Here is a 17,915-nt window from a genome sequence, read left to right on the forward strand (position 1 = left end):
GCCTCCGGCCGTTGGCGGATCAGCTCGAGACGAACTTCTCGAAGAACACCCGGTGCTCGCCGACCTCTCGCGCCTCGAGCCACTGCTTCGAGGCCTCGATCATCGGCGGCGGACCGCACAGGTAGGCATCGAAGGGTTGGGCCAGGAAGTCGGGGTCGAAGAGGTCGCAGACCACGCCCCGCTTGCCCGTCCAGTCGTCGGAGGCATCCATGACGATGGTCTCGAAGGCAAAGTCCGGCAGTGTCTCGGTAAACCGCTCCAGGCGCTCCAGTTCACTCAGATCGGCCTCCCGGGTCACGCCGTAGCACAGCCGGATCGGCTGCTCGCACTCGCCGGCCTCCTCGAGCCGCTCGAGCATGCCGAGGAAGGCCGAAAGCCCGGTGCCGCCGGCCACCATCAGCAGCGGGCGCGCCACCTCACGCAGGTAGAAGGCCCCCAGTGGGGCCTCCAGGGCGATGGCATCGCCCGGCGCCCAGCGCTCGCGCAGGTAATCGCTCATCACTCCGCTGGGCAGCAGGCGAATCAGAAAGCGCAGGCGGCCCTCCTTCACCGAGGCCGTGGCGAAGGAGTAGGCCCGCCAGGCGTCGGTGCCCGGCACCCGCAAGCGGGCATACTGCCCGGGCAGGTACTGCATTACCTGGGCCGGGTCGTCGAGGGTAACCTCGAGAATGGCGGCGGCGTCGGAAACCCGCTGGACGTCGCCTACGGTGGCCGTGAAGACCTCGGTGGCCACGCTGCACAGGCTGGAGTCCACGTCGAAGTAGAACGAGCCCGGGGTCTGCAACCGGGCCTGGCAGGCCAGGACATGGCCAGCCTCCAGCTCCTCCTCGGTGAGCGCCTCCTCGTCGACATACTCGAGATCGACCTCGCCCGCCTCGCGCAGGCAGCGGCAGGTCCCGCAGACCCCTTCCCGGCAGTCCACCGGCAGATTGACCCCGTGACGCCGGGCGGCGTCCATCAGCAGTTCGTTATCGGCGACGGTAACGAAGCGCGTGATGCCGTCGCGAAAGACGATAGCGGCAGTGTTAGGCATGACTCGCCCTCCCGCGAAATCAGACGTGGTAGAAATCCAGCACGGAATCGATCCTGTCGTTGAGCAGCACCGTGTGCTTGCGCAGGATCTTCCAGCTATCGCCGTCGACACGCAGGGTGTAGTCGGCGGTACCGAAAAAGTGCCCGCTCTCGCCGAAGCGATGGAAGTGGGTCACCCAATTGACCTTCACCTGAACGCGGCCGTCTTCCTGTTCGGCGTGACGGACGTTGTTGATCAAGTGCAGGGTCCGCGGCATCGGCGTGGAGGCCGCGGACTTGCCGGTGCGCAGGCGGAAGACACGATCCTCGAGACCGGTGCGATCGGCGTAGTACATCAGCGACATCTCGCGCTTGGGATCGACGGTGACCTCGGACTCGCTTTTCCACTGGGGAATATGGAACTCGCATCCCGGGTCGAACTGGTCGAGATAGCTGTCCCAGTCCTGGGCATCGCAGAGCTCGGCCAGGCGGTACATGAACTGCTCGATGGATTGCTGAAGACTCATGAGTTACACCTCCTGGAGCTTGAGTGCTTTCTTCTCGAGGCCCTCGAGCAGCAGCCGCTGCCAGGTGCCGTGCTGGTTGACATAGAGCCCTTCGTGGGTGAACTCGGTGCCGGTGATCACCGGCCGGATACCGAGCACCTGGCTGTTGTGAGTCTCGCCGTACTGCCAGTCCTGATGCCCCCGGGAGATGTCGCTCCAGCGGGAGGCACGCGCCTCGAAGCCGCGCTGCTGCTCGCGAAACTCGACCAGGTCATCGGGGGTGCCCATGCCGGAGACGTTGAAGAAGTCCTCGAACTGGCGGATGCGGTTCTCGCGGTCGGCGTCGGATTCGCCCTTCACGCCCAGGCACAGGCTGATCACCTCGGTCTTGTTCCAGGCCACCGGGCGCACGATGCGCAGCTGGGAGCTGATCTGGTCCATGAAGAACAGGCTCGGGTAGATGTTCAGGTTGCGCAGTCGGTGCATGGTCCATTCCGCACGCTCCCGGGGGTGGATCTCGAGCATGCGCGGCATCACCGTGGCGTAGCCGGGACGCACCTGGGGGTTGGGCATGTCGCTGAATAGCAGGCTGTGGCCGTTGGCGAAGGAGAACCAACCGTCGTCGGTGTCTTTGTCGCCAGCCCCCAGCTTGCTGTAGTCGAGGGTATCGCCACCGCCGTGCTGCTGCGCCTCGAGTTCGCGGCGATGCTGCACCGTGGAGACATAGTTGTAGTGCACGGTACTGACGTGATAGCCGTCCAGGCCGTTCTCGTTCTGCAGCTTCCAGTTGCCGTTGAAGGTGTAGGTGGACTTGCCCGGCAGCACCTCCAGCTCACCGTCCTCGGCCTGCTCGACCATCATGTCGAAGAACAGCCGGGTGTCGCCGAGGAAGTCCTCGAGGCTCTCGGTGCCCTCGGCGTCGAGGCTGATGAACACGAAGCCGCGATAGCTCTCGATACGGGCCTGCCGGAGGCCGCGGCTCGCCTTGTCGAAGTCGGCCGGATACTCGCTCGGCGCCTTGACCTTGACCAGGCGGCCATCGGACTTGTAGCACCAGGCGTGGAAGGGACAGGTGTAGGTGGACTGGTTGCCGCACTCGGTGCGCACCAGGGTCGCGCCGCGGTGCTGGCAGGTGTTGGCCAGGGCCCGCAGCTGGCCCTTGGCGTCGCGAGCGATGATCATCGGCTGGCGACCGGCCTGCATGGTGATGAAGTCGTTGTTGTTGGGGATCTGACTCTCGTGGCAGGCGAAGATCCACTGCTTCTCGAAGATCAGTTCCATCTCCAGATCAAACAGCGCCTCGTCGGTGAACATCTCCCGGGCCATCTGATAGACGCCGTCATCAGGGCGGAAATCGAGGCAGTTCTCGACGAATTGCTGCCACTCAGCGATAGAGCGTTGTGCGGTCATGGGTCTCACCGTGATGTTGCTTGTCGTGGTGTGACCCAACATAGGGAGGCCCTCGCCTCGCCACTATTCGCTTCTTCAGCCAAGGCTATGCACTTTTTCTCCCGCCCCGACGAATCGGACCTCCAGGCGGATGCCATGCCGCTAGACTTTGGTCGCAACCCGGGCGAAAAGCCGTTATGGCCTTGGCCCACGCCAAGGGAGATGTGGCATAAGGGTGCTATAATCCGCACAATAAAGTTCGCAGTGCGTACAGAAAGACTGACTAGCGAACAAGAAGCCTCTGGCGACGGGTCTCGACGACCCCGCAAGAAGCCGTAACCAGCGGCCGGCCCCAAGAGGCGAGGAGACCGCATGACACTCGTGCCCCAGGCGTCGACGCGCCAGCAAATCGCCACCCTCATCCATACCCCTGAGGACGCCTGTCGCTGGATGCGCGGCATCAATGGCCCCCATCGGCTCGAAGTGCCTCGGCCCCGCGACCTGGCCTTCCGCCATGAGGGTACGGCACTTGGCAACGTGTCCATCGGCATCATCGAGTACTCGACCCGCGTTACCATCAAGGTCGATGACCTGGCCCAGAGCTACAGCATCAGCCTGCCGCTGTCCGGCGACCAGCACATCGAATATGGCCGCCGTGAATTTGCCTCGGATGCTCGAGTGGGGGCGATCATCTCCCCCCACCAGCCGCTGCACCTGAACATCGGCGAGGACTGCCGCAAGCAGTTGGTGCGCCTGTCCCGCGAGGCCGTGCATCACCGCCTCGGCCAACTGCTCGGGCGCAAGGTGACGTCACCGGTGATCTTCGACCCGCGGATGCCACTCGAGGGCCACCTCGGCGACTGGTGGAAGACCGTCGCCCACCTGCAGGAGTTGCTCGGCGCCGAGGGCTCGCTGTGTGACCTGCCCGAGGTGTGGGGCAATTTCGAGAACAGCCTGATCACCAGCCTGCTCTACGCCCAGCCCCACAACTATTCGGGCGAGCTGCTCGGCCGCCAGCAGGCGCGTCCGGGCTACCTCGACCAGCTCGTCGCCATGATGCGCGAATCCCTGGACCAGCCGCTCACCCTGGATGATCTGGAGAGGGCCTCCGGGGTCTCGCGGGAGCGCCTCTACCAGGACTTCCATGCCCACTTCGGCGCCGCCCCCATCGCCCACTTCCGCAACCTGCGCTTCGACTGGGTAAAGCGTCGCCTGGAGCACGCCGGCCCGCGGGAAAGCGTCTCCAGCATCGCCATGGACTGCGGCTTCCTGCAGCTTGGCCGCTTCTCCAGGGACTACCAGAAGCGTTTCGGCGAGCGCCCCTCCCAGGCGCTTGGCCGCCACCGCCAGGACGGCATCGTGCGCCACTGACCGGGGCTGAGCTAGACGTCCGATTCCGGCGAGTCTTGTTCGCCAGGCGCGATACACTGATCCGTGTAGAGCCGGAATCGAGGAGCGCCGCCATGCTGGATCCCGCCCAGTGCCGTCAGGCCCGCCTGGCCCGGGATGCCCGTTTCGACGGCCGCTTCGTCGTCGGTGTGACGACCACCGGCATCTACTGCCGACCGATCTGCCCGGCGCCCCCGTCCCATGAGCACCACGTGCGCTACTTCGATAGTGCCGTGGCCGCCGCCGAGGCGGGTTTCAGGCCCTGCCTGCGCTGCCGGCCCGACAGCGCCCCGGACTCCCCCGCTTGGCGCGGCACCCACACGACCCTGGAGCGCGCCCTGCACCTGATCGACGAGGGCGCCCTGCAGGAGGCGGCACTGCCTGACCTTTGCGAGCGGCTGGGCATCGGCGAGCGCTACCTGCGCCGGCTGTTTCGGCAGCGCCTGGGCGTCTCGCCCAAGACCTATGCCCAGCACCGCCAGTGCCTGTTCGCCAAGCAGCTGCTCCACCAGACCACGCTGTCGGTCACCGACATCGCCTACGCCAGCGGCTTTCGCAGCCTGCGCCGCTTCAACGACGCCTTTCGCCGCCGCATCGGGATTGCCCCTCGGGAGCTGCGCCGCCACGCGGGGAAGGCGACCGAGGGACTGACGCTGCATCTGGCCTACCGCCCGCCCTATGCCTGGACGACACTGCGCGATTTCTACGCCGAACGGGCCATCGCGGGCCTGGAGTGGGTCGGGGAGGCGCACTACGGGCGCTGTCTCCAGTGGGGCCAGGCGAAGGGCCACTTCACTGCCGAACATGTCCCGGCCCGCCACGCCTTCCGGGTGCACCTTGAGCTCGATGACCTACGCGCCCTGTCGCCCGTGGTGCGGCGCATTCGCCGGCTGCTCGACCTGGACGCCGACACCCTGACCATCGAGGCCCACTTGGCCTGCGCCCTGCCCGGCCTCAGGCTGATCGAGGGGCTGCGCCTGCCCGGTGTCGGGTCGCCCTTCGAGGCCGGTGTGCGGGCCATCCTCGGCCAGCAGGTCACCCTCGGCGCCGCGCGGCGGCTCGTCACCCGCCTGGTGGCGGAACTCGGTGAGCCGGCCAGCGGCGAGCGTCGCCACTTCCCGACCGCCGAGGCCGTTGCCGGCAGCGACCTGACCTTCCTCGGCATGCCGGCCAGCCGCCGTGCGACACTGATACGTTTCGCGGCCGGGTACGCGGCCGGTGAGATGAGCGACGACCCGCGTGACTGGACGGTGCTCAAGGGCATCGGTCCCTGGAGCGCAAACTATGCGGCCCTGCGTGGTACGGGGCACCCGGATATCTGGCTGGCGGGGGACGCCGGCGTGCGCCGCGCCCTGTCCCGGCTCGACGGCGTCGATCCCGCGGCTGCGGCGCCCTGGCGCAGCTACCTGACCCTGCAACTCTGGTCTCAAGCACTCCAATCGCAAGAACCAAGGAGCCAAGTCGATGACTGATGACGCCCTGGATTACTATCGGCCGCCGGAAAGCGAGGCCCTGGGCCTGATTCGCCTGCGCGCCAACGGCGAGGGCCTGACCGAGATCGCCTTCGTCATGTCGCGTGACGAGCCCGCCCGCCCCAGCGAGGTGACCGATCGTGCCCGTGTCCAGCTCACCGAGTACTTCGCCGGCACCCGCCGAAGCTTCGATCTGCCGCTGGCGCCTGCGGGCACCGACTTCCAGCGTCGGGTCTGGCAGGCACTCGCGGCCATTCCCTATGGCGAAACCCGCGACTACGGCGAGATCGCCGAACAGCTTGGCCAACGCCACAGCCAGCGCGCCGTGGGCGCGGCCAACGGCAAGAACCCCATCGCCATCGTGGTGCCCTGCCACCGGGTGATCGGCCGCGACGGCCGCCTCACCGGCTACGCGGGCGGCCTGGGCCGCAAGCAGTGGCTGCTGGCCCATGAGGCCGGCGAGGTGCCCTTCGCGCTGGGGTGAGTCACATAGCTCGGATGCCGGTGCTGGCTCCAGGTGGCCCGCGGGGCCGTCGCCATTGAGTTCTGCCCAAACGCGCTTCACCATAACGGATTCGATCGCCCCGCGAAGGAACCGCCATGCCCCGCAGCATCGCCCAGGGACCTGTGCTCGCCCCCGGCTTCATGGTGATCCACGGCAACCGCCTGGAGGCCCTGCGCAGCCTGGCGGTGGAGTGGATGCGCCGCCACCCCCTGGGGCCGTTGGAGAACGAGACGATCCTGGTGCAGAGCAACGGCATCAGCCAGTGGCTGAAGCTGGCGCTCGCCGAGGACGAGGCCCACGGCGGGGCCGGCATCGCCGCCGCCCTGGACGTCACCCTGCCGGCACGCTTCCTGTGGCAGGCCTACCGGGCGGTGCTGGGCGAAAGCGAGGTCCCCCCTGTCTCGCCTTTCGACAAGCCGCGGTTGATGTGGCGGCTGATGCGCTTGCTACCTGCCCTGCTGGCGCGCCCCGACTTCGCGCCTCTGGCGCGCTTTTTGGCCGAGGACGGCGACCTGCGCAAGCGCCACCAGCTGGCCGAGCGCCTGGCCGATCTGTTCGACCAGTACCAGGTCTACCGCGCCGACTGGCTGGCTGCCTGGGCGGCCGGCGAGGACGTGCTGATCACCGCACGCGGCGAGCGCCGCGAACTGGCCCCGGAGCAGCGCTGGCAGGCGGAGCTGTGGCGTATCCTGCGCGACGACATTCGACACACCCAGGGCGCCGAAGGCCTGGCCTCCAGCCGCGCCGCGGTGCACGACCGCTTCCTCGTGGCGTGCCGGGACCTGACGCCCGGGTGTCCTGAAAAGAGCCGCCCGCCAGGCCTGCCCCGCCGGGTGCTGGTATTCGGCATCTCCTCGCTGCCCGCCCAGACCCTCGAGGCCCTGGCCGCCATGGCCCGGGTCAGCCAGGTGCTGCTGTGCGTGCACAACCCCTGCCGCCACTACTGGGCCGATATCATCGAGCACAAGGATCTCTTGAGGGCAGAGAGACGCCGCCAGCGACGCCGCCCCGGCATGCCGGCGGACCTGGCCGACACCGAGCTGCACCTGCATGCCCAGCCGCTGCTGGCCGCGTGGGGCAAGCAGGGTCGCGACTACCTGCGCCTGCTCGACGAGTTCGACGAGGCCCGCGCCTACCGGGGGCTATTCGAGGCCGAGGCGCTGCGTATCGACCTGTTCGACTCGCCCATGGAGAGCGTCGCGACGCAGGACGCCCCCCTGAGCCTGCTCAAACAACTCCAAGACGACATCCTCGAGCTGCGTCCGCTCCACGAGACTCGCGAGACCTGGCCCGCCGTGGACCCGGCCCGGGATCGCTCGCTGCGCTTCCAGGTGGCCCATAGCGCCCTGCGTGAGGTGGAGATCCTCCACGACCAGCTGCTCGCCGCCTTCAGCGAGGACCCGACCCTGAGGCCCCGCGACATCCTGGTGATGGTGCCCGACGTGGACCAGTACGCCGCCGCCGTACAGGCGGTGTTCGGGCGCCTCGACCCGGATGACCCGCGCTATATTCCCTTCACCCTCTCCGACCAGGCCAGCCGCCACCGTCTGCCACTGCTGATCGGCCTCGAGACCCTGTTGCGCCTGCCGGAGCTGCGCCTCTCGGTGAGCGACCTGCTCGACCTGCTGGAGGTGCCGGCGCTGCGCGCGCGCTTCGGCATCGCGGAATCGGCACTGCCCACTCTGCGGCGCTGGATCGAGGGGGCCGGTATCCGCTGGGGGCTCGACGCCCGCCAACGCCAGAGCCTCGACCTACCCGACGGCCTGTCCGCTAACACCTGGGCCTTCGGCCTGCGCCGGCTGCTGCTCGGCTATGCGGTGGGGGATGCCGCCGAGGGGCCCTGGCAGGGGGTGGAGCCCTTCGATGATATCGGGGGCCTGGAAGCCGCCCTGGTCGGCCCACTGGTGGCGTTGCTCGATACCCTCGAGGCCCAGTGGCGTCAGCTCGGCGAACCCGCCGACGTGGCCACCTGGGGCGAGCGGCTGCGCGGCCTGCTGGAAGCCTGCTTCCTGGCCGAGTCGGACCAGGATCTGCTGGTGATGACGAAACTCGAACAGGCGCTGGAGGCCTGGCAGGAGAGTGCCGAGGAGGCCCGGCTCAGCGAGCCTTTGCCGCTGTCGGTGGTGCGCGAGCACTGGCTCGCCCAGGTCGACGAGACGAGCCTCTCCCAGCGCTTCCTGGCCGGTGCGGTGAACATCGCCACCCTGATGCCGATGCGCGCCATTCCCTTCCGGCATGTCTGCCTGCTGGGCATGAACGACGCCGACTACCCGCGCACCCAGCGCCCGCTGGACATCGACCTGATGGGCCAGGATTACCGCCCAGGCGATCGTTCTCGCCGCGAGGACGACCGCTACCTCTTCCTCGAGGCGCTGCTCTCGGCCCGCGAGCGGCTGACCATCAGCTGGGTGGGCAGAAGCATCCACGACAACTCGGAGCAGCCCCCCTCGGTGCTGCTCGGCCAGCTGCGCGACCATGTCGCCGCCGGCTGGGTCCTGTCGGGTGAAGAGCAGGCCGGCCACGAGGACGATCGCGATGACAAGGCGCTACTGAAGTCACTCACCACCGAGCATCCGCTGCAGCCCTTCAGCATCGACTACTTCCGCGAAGGGTCACCGCTTGCCACCTATGCCCATGAATGGCGTGAGCTGCACCGTGACGAGCCCGGGGCGTCGGACGCCCCGGGCGAGGCGGCGTCGCTCACGCCGTTCCGGCAGGAGAGCCCGCTGACGCTGGCCCAGCTGGGTGCCTTCCTGAAGGCCCCGGTGATGGCCTTCTACAACACCCGGCTCAAGGTCTTTCTCGAGCTTGATGCCATGGCGCGCCTCGACCAGGAGCCCTTCGCCCTGGATGGCCTCGCCCACTGGCAACTGCAGCATGCGCTGATCGAGGCGAGTCGCCGCGCCGTGGAGGCCGGCGAGCCCCATGAGCCGGCCATGCTGGCCACTCTGGAGCGTCTGAAACGCCAGGGTCGCCTGGCCATGGGCGGCTTCGCCGAACGCATGCGCGACGAGCTGGTGGCCCCCATGGAAGGTCTGTTCGCGGAGTATCGCCAGGCGCTGGATGCCTGGCCCCATGCCGTGGCGGAGCCGCTGCCCATCTCGCTGACCCTGGGCCGGGACACGGCGGATGCGGCGGCAGGCGGGATCGCCTTGGAGGACTGGCTGGGCGAGCTTCGCGAGAACGATGCCGGCGAGCGCTGCCGGCTGCTACTGACCACCAGCAGCCTGATCCACAAGGGCAAGTATCACTGGAAGCACTGGCTCGGCCCTTGGGTGGCCCACCTGGCCGGCCAGCTCGAGGGCCCCATGACCACCCGGCTGCTCTCCCGGGCTGGCGGCGGCACCCTGGCGCCGCTGCCCGCCGAAAAGGCCCGGGACCACCTCGAGACCATCGCCACCGCCTGGCGGCTCGGCATGACCACTCCCCTGCCGCTCGCCCGGGACGCTGCCTTCGCCTGGCTGGAGAAGGGCGGCTCGCCACAGGCCTTGACCCGGCTGAGGCACCAGGCGGCCGACGAAGAGGCCGAAAAGGCCTGGCAAGCCATGGAGAAGGCCTGGTACGGCAGCGGCTTCAACCATGATCATGGCGAACACGGTCGCGACGCCTACCTGGCCCGCCAGTGGCCGGACCTCGAGACCCTGGGCCGCTGTCGCGAGGGGGGCGGCTTCGCGGTGCTGGCCGAGCGGCTTTACGCCCCGCTGCTGCGGGCCGTGAAGAAACCCAAGGGGAAGAAGGACGGCAAGGGAGGCCGCCCATGAACCACGCCACGCCACCGCCCCTGGACCCGATCCAGCTACCGCTGACCGGCAGCCGGCTGATCGAGGCCAGCGCCGGCACCGGCAAGACCTTCACCATCGCCTTGCTTTACGTGCGCCTGGTGCTGGGTCCCCGCGACGAAGCCGATGCCGAGAGCTTCCCCCGCGCCCTTACTCCCCCCGAGATCCTGGTGGTGACCTTCACCAACGCCGCCACCCGGGAGCTGCGCGACCGTATCCGCGCCCGGCTGGTGGAAGCCGCCGAGGCGTTTGGGAGGACGGAATCGGGGGAATCGGGGACAGACCCCCATTCCGAAGGCGAGACCGGTGACCTCTTCGCCGAATCGGGAATGGGGGTCTGTCCCCGATTCCCTCCCCCCAGCGGCGACCCGCTGCTCACCCTGCGCGACAGCTATCCCCGCGAGCGCTGGCCGGCCTGCGCGCGGCGCCTGCAGCTGGCCGCCGAGTGGATGGACGAGGCGGCGGTCTCCACCATCCACGCCTGGTGCCACCGCATGCTGCGCGAGCACGCCTTCGAGAGCGGCAGCCTGTTCTCCCTGGAGATGAGCCTCGACCAGTCGAAGCTCGAGTTGGAGGTGGCCCGGGACTACTGGCGCAGCTTCTACTACGCCCTGGACGGCGAGGCCCTTTCAATGGTCACCCGTTACTGGCAGACCCCGGACGCGCTGGCCGAGGATATCCGCGACCTGCAGAAGGAGCGGGCCTACCTGCCCGACGTTCCGCCCCCTGCCGAGGCCCTGGCCACCCTGCAGGCCGAGCGCGCCCGGGTGCTGACCGAGCTCAAGGCCCCCTGGCCGGCCTGGTTGGACGAGCTGACCATACTCTTCGATGAAGGCCAGCAGACCAAGGCCTTCAACGCCAGCAAGCTGCGCCGGGATCACCGCAGCAACTGGCTGACGAAGATTCACGAGTGGGCGACCACCGACCTGACCTGGCCGGATCTGGACCGCAAGGCCACTGTCTGGCATCGCCTGACACCGGAAGGCATCGCCGAGATCTGGAAGGAGGCGCCTCCGACACACCCGGCCTTCACGGCGTTCCGAGACCTTCCCGCGGCCCTCGAGGCGCTCCCCGATGCCCATGCCGACCTGCTGACCCATGCCGTGCACTGGACGGCCGCGCGCCGCGAGCAGGTGCAGCAGCGCCGCGCCGAGCTCGGCCCCGACGACCTGCTCGAGCGGCTCGACCGCGCCTTCGAAGGCCCTTCCGGTGAGGGGCTGGCCGAGCGCATCCGCACCCAGTTCCCGGTGGCCCTGGTGGACGAGTTCCAGGACACCGACCCGGTGCAGTATCGGCTCTTCGACCGGGTCTACCACCTGAACGAGGCCGCTCCTTCACCAGGGCAGGACAGTGCGGTGCTGCTGATCGGCGATCCCAAGCAGGCGATCTATGCCTTTCGTGGTGCCGACATCCACACCTACCTGCAGGCACGGCGCGACACCGCGGGCCGTCACGTCACGCTTGACACCAACTTCCGCTCGGCGAGGGGCATGGTGGCAGCGGTCAACCGGCTGTTCCACCATGCCGAGGGCCATCCCGCCGGCCGCGGCGCCTTCCTGTTTCGCAGTGCCGACGGCGACAACCCGGTGCCCTTCATCGAGGTGAAGGCCAGGGGCAGGAAGGAGGCGCTGACCCGGGACGGTACTGCCCAGCCGGCCATGACGCTTTGGCACCTCTCCTACGGCGAGCCACTCGCCAAGGGGGTCTACCTGGACGAGATGGCTGCACGCTGCGCCAGTCACATGGCCGAGCTACTGATCGAAGGCCGCGAAGGCCGTACTGGGTTCACCGAGGGTGAGGGGGAGGAGCAGGCGTTCCGGGCGCTGGCGCCCTCGGATCTCGCCGTGCTGGTCAACAACGCCGGCGAGGCCAAGGCGATCCGCCGCGCGCTGGTCGCGCGCGGCATCAGAAGCGTCTACCTCTCCGACAAGGAGGGCGTCTTCGAAGCCCCGGCGGCCCTGGAGCTGGAGGTGTGGCTCGCCGCCTGCGCCGAGCCGGAGAGCGAGCGGCGCCTGCACGCGGCGCTGGCCACGCCGAGTCTGGGGCTCAGCCTGGCCGAACTCGATGCCCTGCAGCATGACGAGCTGGCCTGGGAGGCACGGGTACTGCAGTTTCGCGACTACCAGCGCCAGTGGCAGGGCCGCGGGGTGCTGCCCATGCTGCACCGCCTGCTCGCCGATTTCGCGGTTCCCACCCGGCTGCTCAAGAGTACCCGCGGGGAACGCCACCTCACTGATTTACTGCATCTGGGTGAGCTACTGCAGCAGGCCTGTACCGAACTCGACGGCGAGCACGCCCTGCTGCGCTACCTCGGCGAGGCCCGTGCCCAGCCTCCGGAACAGGCCGATACCCATCGCCTGCGTCTGGAGAGCGACGCCGACCTGGTGCAGGTCATCACCATCCACAAGGCTAAGGGACTGGAGTACCCGCTGGTCTTTCTGCCCTTCATCTGCGCCTTCCGCGAGAAGCAGGCCAGCGACCTGCCGCTCACCTGGCACGACGCGGTTGGACGTCGTCACGTCAGCCTCACCCCGGACGAGACCGCCCTGGCCCAGGCCGACGACGAGCGTCTGGGGGAGGATTTGCGCAAGCTCTATGTGGCCCTGACCCGGGCACGCCACGCCACCTGGCTGGGCCTCGCCCCCCTCAAGGCCCTGGAGCGCAGCGCCATCGGCCAGCTGCTTACCGCCGGGGCACCGATCGCTCCGGGCGAGCTGGGTGAGGCCCTGGCGCCTCTCGCCGCGGACGACGATACCCTGGTGGTCAAGCCGGCCCCCGAGGCCGGTGATATCCGCGTGCCGGCCGAGGCGCATGGCGAGGCCCTGCGCGAAGCGCGCGTCCCGCGCCGCCGCGCCCGGGAGCACTGGTGGATCGCCAGCTACTCGGCGCTACGCTACTCGTCGGTGCCTCCCGGCAGCGGTCGCGCCGAGGCGCCGGACGGAGCCGAGGCACGGCGCGCCCATACCGAATCCACCACGGCGTTCCTTGCGGAGCCCGAGACGGCCCTATTGACCGAGCCCGAAACCGCGCTATTTACAGAGCCCGAAACCGTGCTATTTACAGAGCCCGAAACCGCTCTGGAGGCCACCGCCCGGGAAGTCAGCGACGAGCCCAGCGACCCTGCCCAGCAGCCCCTGGCCGTGACGCGTGAGGCCTCGCTGCACCGCTTCCCCCGCGGCCCGGCGGCCGGCACCTTCCTGCATGGCCTGCTGGAGTGGGCCGGACGCGAAGGCTTCGCGCGACTGGCCGCCGAGCCCGAACGCCTCGACGACGCCTTGGCGCGGCGTGCCAACCTGCGCGGTTGGCGCGAGCGTATCCCGGCGCTGCAGACCTGGCTGCGCGAACTGCTGGCAAGCGAGCTGCCGGTACCCGATGTCCCCGAGGGCCCGGTGGCACCGCTGCGCCTGGACCGCCTGGAGAGCGCTCACTGCCAGGTGGAGCTGGAGTTCTGGTTTGCCGCCCACCGGGTCGACACTCGCCGGCTGGATGCCCTGGTCAGCGCCCATACCCTGGGCGGTGCCGAGCGGCCCGCCCTGGAGCCGGAGCGGCTCAACGGCATGCTCAAGGGCTTCATCGACCTGGTGGTAGAGCACGAGGGGCGCTTCTACGTGCTCGACTGGAAATCCAACCACCTAGGTCGCGACGACAGCGCCTACTCGGAGGCCGCCATGGCCGAGGCGGTGCGCGAGAAGCGCTACGATCTGCAGTACTGTCTGTACCTGCTGGCCCTGCACCGACTGCTCAAGGCACGCCTGCCGGACTATGATATCGACCGCCACCTGGGCGGGGTGCTCTACGTCTTCCTGCGCGGTCAGGGAGCCCCCTCCCGCGGGGTGCACCGCGAACGCCCGCCCCGTGCGCTGATCGAGCGGCTCGATGTCCTGTTCCGCGCCTCCACCGACACCACTGCTAGGGAGGCCGAGGCATGACGCTGGACGACAATGCACCGAGTGAACATGGCCCGACCGAGCGCGGCCCGACCGAACGCGGCCCGATCGAACGCGGCCCGACCGAGCGGGCGCTCGACGACCCCTCGGCCCTCTTCGTGCTGCTGGATCGCTGGGTCGAGCGCGGCTGGCTGCGCGTCCTGGACCACACCTTCGCCGCCTTCCTGGCCCGGGAGGTGCCCGATGCCCCGGCCCCGCTGCTGCTCGCCGCGGCGCTGGCCAGTCACCAGCTCGGCCGCGGCCATGTCTGCCTGGACCTCGAGCGCACCCTGGCCGAGCCGGACCTGGCCCTGTCGCTGCCGCCGGAGGGCGACAGCCTGGACGACCCACCGCCGCGGCCCAGCACGTTGCTCGATACCCTCGCCCTCGCCGACTGGCAGGCCGCCCTCGCCCACCCCGCGCTGGTGGACGACGGCCCCGGCTGTACTCCCCTGGTGCTCGAGGGCCCCCGCCTCTATCTGCGCCGCTACTGGCACCACGAGCGCTCGATCCAGCAACACATCACCGCCAGACTGGGGCAGGCAGCCTCTGGAAGACCGGAACAGGCAGCCGGTGGGAGCGCACTTCAATGCGCGAATAGCGCCGACAGGCGCCCGGACCAAGTAATGAACATCGGTGCCCTCTCCCAGACTCTGAATGCGCTCTTCCCGGAAAGCGACCGCCTCGACTGGCAGAAGGCCGCCTGCGCCCTGGCCGCCCGCTCGCCCTTCGCGGTCATCACCGGCGGCCCCGGCACCGGCAAGACCACCACCGTGGTGCGCCTGCTGGCCCTGCTGCAGACCCTGGCCCTGGGCGAGGGCCGTCGGCCGCTGCGCATCCGCCTGGCCGCCCCCACCGGCAAGGCCGCCGCCCGGCTCAACGAATCCATCGCCGGCCAGGTCAGCCGCCTGCCCTTCGACATACTGGCGGCCCTGTGGGAACCCGGCGAAGCCTCCCCGTGGGAGCGCAGCTTGCTGCGCGAAAATCCGGCCGCGGCACTCAAGCAAGCGGTTCCTACGGAAGTCAGCACGCTGCATCGCCTGCTCGGCGCACGTCCCGACACCCGCCACTTCCGCCATCATGCCCACTACCCCCTGCCGCTGGATGTGCTGGTGGTAGATGAGGCCTCCATGGTCGACGTGGAGATGATGGCGGCCCTGCTCGACGCCCTGCCGCCCCGCGCCCGGTTGGTGCTGCTGGGCGACAAGGACCAGCTCGCCTCGGTGGAGGCCGGCTCGATACTCGGCGACCTGTGTGCCCGGGCCGAGGGGGGTCACTACACCCGGACCATCGCCGACTGGCTCGCCCAAGCCACTGGCCAGGCGCTGCCGGCAGAGGTGACCGACCCGGATGGCCAGCCGCTCGACCAGGCCATCGCCATGCTGCGCGTGAGCCACCGCTTCGATGCCGAGAGTGGCATTGGCCAGTTGGCCGGGGCGGTCAACCGCGACGTGCCGAGCGTCGAAAAGCGCCGCGAGATCCGCCGGGTGCTGGATCACGGTTACGCCGATCTCTCCCACCTCAAGCTGAAGGGTGATCAGGACCGCGGCCTGGAGCGGCTGGTGGTCTCGGGCCAGGCGCTGGGCTTCCCCGATGCCGGCCAGGGCCGCACCCTGCGCGGCCAGCCATTGCCGTCACCGGTGGGCTATCGCCACTATCTGGAGATGATGCGGGAGCTGGCTCCATCGACCGGCCCGCAAGGCGAGGCCGGCCGCGAGGCGCTGGACGACTGGGCCCGGGCGGTGCTCGAGGCCCATGGCCGTTTCCAGCTGCTGTGCGCCCTGCGCCGCGGCCCCTGGGGCGTGGAGGGGCTCAACGAGCGCATCCGCGCCACCCTGGAGAAGGAGGGCCTGATCGATACCGCCGGCGGCCGACGACTCTGGTATCCCGGTCGGCCGGTGCTGGTGACCAAGAACGACTACGGCCTGGGGCTGATGAACGGCGATATCGGCATCACCCTGGCGCTGCCCCAGCCGTTTGGAACGGCCCGGCACGCCCCCGCGCTACGGGTGGCCTTCCCCGCGGGTGACGGCAGCGGCAAGATCAAATGGGTACTGCCCAGCCGCCTGCAGGCGGTGGAGACGGTCTTCGCGATGACGGTGCACAAGGCCCAGGGCTCGGAGTTCACCCACACCGCCCTGCTGCTGCCCGACGCCCCCAACCCCATCCTCACCCGGGAGTTGGTCTACACCGGCATCACCCGCGCCCGCCACTGGCTCACCCTGGTCGAAACCGGCCGCGGCCAGTTGCTGGATGCGGTGGAGAGGCGGGTGATGCGGGTGAGTGGGTTGGGGAGATTGCAGTAGACGCTGCTACCGTCACGAATGGCGGTAATAGCCATCGCCCATGAAGGAATGTTCAGGGTATCCGCGCGCGACGCGTGCCGCCAGAAGAGGGCTATTTATGAGAAAGCAAAAAAAGATGCCTGAGTTCATGACGGAAGCAGAGGAGCGTGAATTCTGGGAGACCCACGACTCATCGGACTACATGGACTGGAGCCAGGCAGAACCCGCTTCTTTTCCGAAACTGAAGCCATCCACTAAAACCATCTCGCTTCGTCTGCCTGAAACACTGCTCGACCGGATCAAGATCGAGGCCAACAAGCGAGATATGCCTTACCAGTCCCTGATCAAGGCCTGGCTTGCAGATGATGTCAACGACAGCCGCCGGTCCGGATAAAGTGTTAATGCGACAGCCACATTGCGACACCGTCGCCTCTCTACGAAAGAGCGATGTCGGCTTTCGGCCAGAAGCGGCCATTGAAAGTTTTCTTATATATAACGACTCAGCTCAGGCGACCGCTACCAAAGAACGACGACAGGAGCGACGCGGTAGCGCGTTCGACCTGAAGCGCAGTGTTAGGTCTTATATGCATTCTTTACTTCCTTGGGAAAATCAACCAGCTGTTCTAAGGTATAAAATATATCCGGGTGTATTGAGTGCGTAGGATTCTGACTACTCATCCTGAACCGAAAATTTTTAATTTTGTGCTTTTTGACCTTGCCGAAAAAGAAGTTTTTCCAGACAAGGTCTTCGTATGATGGAAGACCTTTGGAGATAACTTTCTCCAAATACCCATTGAATATTTTGTATTTATGCCGGTTGGCCTCGTAGTATGGGTTGGTTGCTTTTTTCTTGTTTGATTCAAACAGATCCACCTCAACACCATCATGCGTTACTACTTGACGCATAAAAAAACAATACCTTCGAACGCACCATACTGCTTTGTCTAATGTTATAAGAGAATCTTCTCTAAGATGTGTTGGGTGGCTTAGATATCTATCTGGACCAAATCTGGAAATGTATTCAATGAAACTCTCAACATCAGAAGATGGAAGCGCGAACTCTAAATCTTCTATATCTTGCACTCTCACTAGAGCTTTATCTAGATTATGACCAAGACCTCTGGCGGAAACACGGTTATATATAAGTATTGCTTTAAGGTACTTCTCCAGCGCTTGAAGGGAACACCATCTAAACTGATGATCAAACTCCTTTCGATATGCAATTCTGGCCATAATGTAGTCTTGGTCGGCTAAATCACGGAATGAACGATTAGCAAAGTCGTTTATGTATGGTGTGTCTTCATCCATTGCTCACCACCTCGTAGCGCTAATAGGTATAGGTGGCCAGTGTGTTTATTGACTTGAGCGCCGGCACGTTCATTCACGCTATACCGAGTGCCGCCCAAATCCAACCGACCAAAAAATTAAGTATAGATCGACAGTATGACATTAACAACTTCGCCTGCTGCATAACACGGATTGAGGTGGCCGCGGACTTTTCTGGCCTGGCCGATTTGGATCATCAGTTTCCGCACCTAGTCCAACGGCATAGTCTGAGGTTCGGCATGCGGCCAGGAGCAGACGTTGAGAACATTCTAATGTCTGTATTCATGAACCATTGTTGTCCATGCAGTGAAAAGCTTATCCTTTGGG

General features: G+C 66.9%; 11 protein-coding genes. 7 read left to right on the forward strand and 4 right to left on the reverse strand.

Features of this window, described 5'->3' with window-relative positions:
- Positions 1 to 19 precede the first annotated feature (19 nt).
- Genes antC through antA form a run of 3 tightly spaced genes read right to left on the reverse strand, consistent with a single transcriptional unit; the run spans position 20 to position 2,927 of the window.
- Complete coding sequence (antC, locus tag FHR94_RS09050) at positions 20 to 1,033, reverse strand: anthranilate 1,2-dioxygenase electron transfer component AntC (protein WP_183325317.1); 1,014 nt, start codon at positions 1,031 to 1,033, stop codon at positions 20 to 22.
- A 19-nt stretch (positions 1,034 to 1,052) separates the two neighbouring features.
- Entirely contained in the window at positions 1,053 to 1,538 is a 486-nt protein-coding gene (gene antB / locus FHR94_RS09055) for an anthranilate 1,2-dioxygenase small subunit (protein ID WP_183325318.1), read from the reverse strand.
- A gap of 3 nt (positions 1,539 to 1,541) precedes the next feature.
- The gene (gene antA / locus FHR94_RS09060) at positions 1,542 to 2,927 is read right to left on the reverse strand and encodes an anthranilate 1,2-dioxygenase large subunit (RefSeq protein ID WP_183325319.1); all 1,386 of its coding nucleotides are present in this window, start codon (positions 2,925 to 2,927) and stop codon (positions 1,542 to 1,544) included.
- Positions 2,928 to 3,278: 351 nt separating this feature from the next.
- Here antA and FHR94_RS09065 point away from each other — a divergent pair, with 351 nt between their 5' ends.
- The 7 genes from FHR94_RS09065 (at position 3,279) to FHR94_RS09095 (ending at position 16,656) form a co-directional block, all read left to right on the forward strand.
- On the forward strand, positions 3,279 to 4,277 hold the full coding sequence (locus FHR94_RS09065; RefSeq protein ID WP_183325320.1) for an AraC family transcriptional regulator: 999 nt from the start codon (positions 3,279 to 3,281) through the stop codon (positions 4,275 to 4,277).
- A gap of 92 nt (positions 4,278 to 4,369) precedes the next feature.
- The gene (locus FHR94_RS09070; protein WP_183325321.1) at positions 4,370 to 5,767 is read left to right on the forward strand and encodes a DNA-3-methyladenine glycosylase 2 family protein; all 1,398 of its coding nucleotides are present in this window, start codon (positions 4,370 to 4,372) and stop codon (positions 5,765 to 5,767) included.
- The gene (locus FHR94_RS09075; RefSeq protein ID WP_183325322.1) at positions 5,760 to 6,251 is read left to right on the forward strand and encodes a methylated-DNA--[protein]-cysteine S-methyltransferase; all 492 of its coding nucleotides are present in this window, start codon (positions 5,760 to 5,762) and stop codon (positions 6,249 to 6,251) included. Before FHR94_RS09070 ends, FHR94_RS09075 begins: the two co-directional genes overlap by 8 nt.
- 116 nt (positions 6,252 to 6,367) lie before the next feature.
- A complete protein-coding gene (gene recC / locus FHR94_RS09080) occupies positions 6,368 to 10,033 on the forward strand; it encodes an exodeoxyribonuclease V subunit gamma (protein WP_183325323.1) in 3,666 nt (1,221 codons plus the stop codon).
- Positions 10,030 to 13,980, forward strand: coding sequence for an exodeoxyribonuclease V subunit beta (recB, locus tag FHR94_RS09085; RefSeq protein WP_183325325.1), 3,951 nt, complete (start codon positions 10,030 to 10,032; stop codon positions 13,978 to 13,980). The genes recC and recB overlap by 4 nt, the downstream gene beginning before the upstream one ends.
- Positions 13,977 to 16,283: an exodeoxyribonuclease V subunit alpha gene (gene recD / locus FHR94_RS09090; RefSeq protein ID WP_183325327.1), complete on the forward strand. Its 2,307-nt coding sequence runs from the start codon at positions 13,977 to 13,979 to the stop codon at positions 16,281 to 16,283. The genes recB and recD overlap by 4 nt, the downstream gene beginning before the upstream one ends.
- A gap of 97 nt (positions 16,284 to 16,380) precedes the next feature.
- Positions 16,381 to 16,656: a BrnA antitoxin family protein gene (locus FHR94_RS09095; protein ID WP_183325329.1), complete on the forward strand. Its 276-nt coding sequence runs from the start codon at positions 16,381 to 16,383 to the stop codon at positions 16,654 to 16,656.
- Between the two features lie 179 nt (positions 16,657 to 16,835).
- Here FHR94_RS09095 and FHR94_RS09100 read toward each other — a convergent pair whose 3' ends face one another.
- Positions 16,836 to 17,570 carry a HEPN domain-containing protein gene (locus tag FHR94_RS09100; protein WP_183325331.1) on the reverse strand — a complete coding sequence of 245 codons (735 nt, stop codon included), beginning with the start codon at positions 17,568 to 17,570 and terminating at the stop codon, positions 16,836 to 16,838.
- Positions 17,571 to 17,915 lie beyond the last annotated feature (345 nt).

This window comes from Halomonas cerina (genome assembly GCF_014192215.1).
Classification (GTDB): domain Bacteria; phylum Pseudomonadota; class Gammaproteobacteria; order Pseudomonadales; family Halomonadaceae; genus Halomonas; species Halomonas cerina.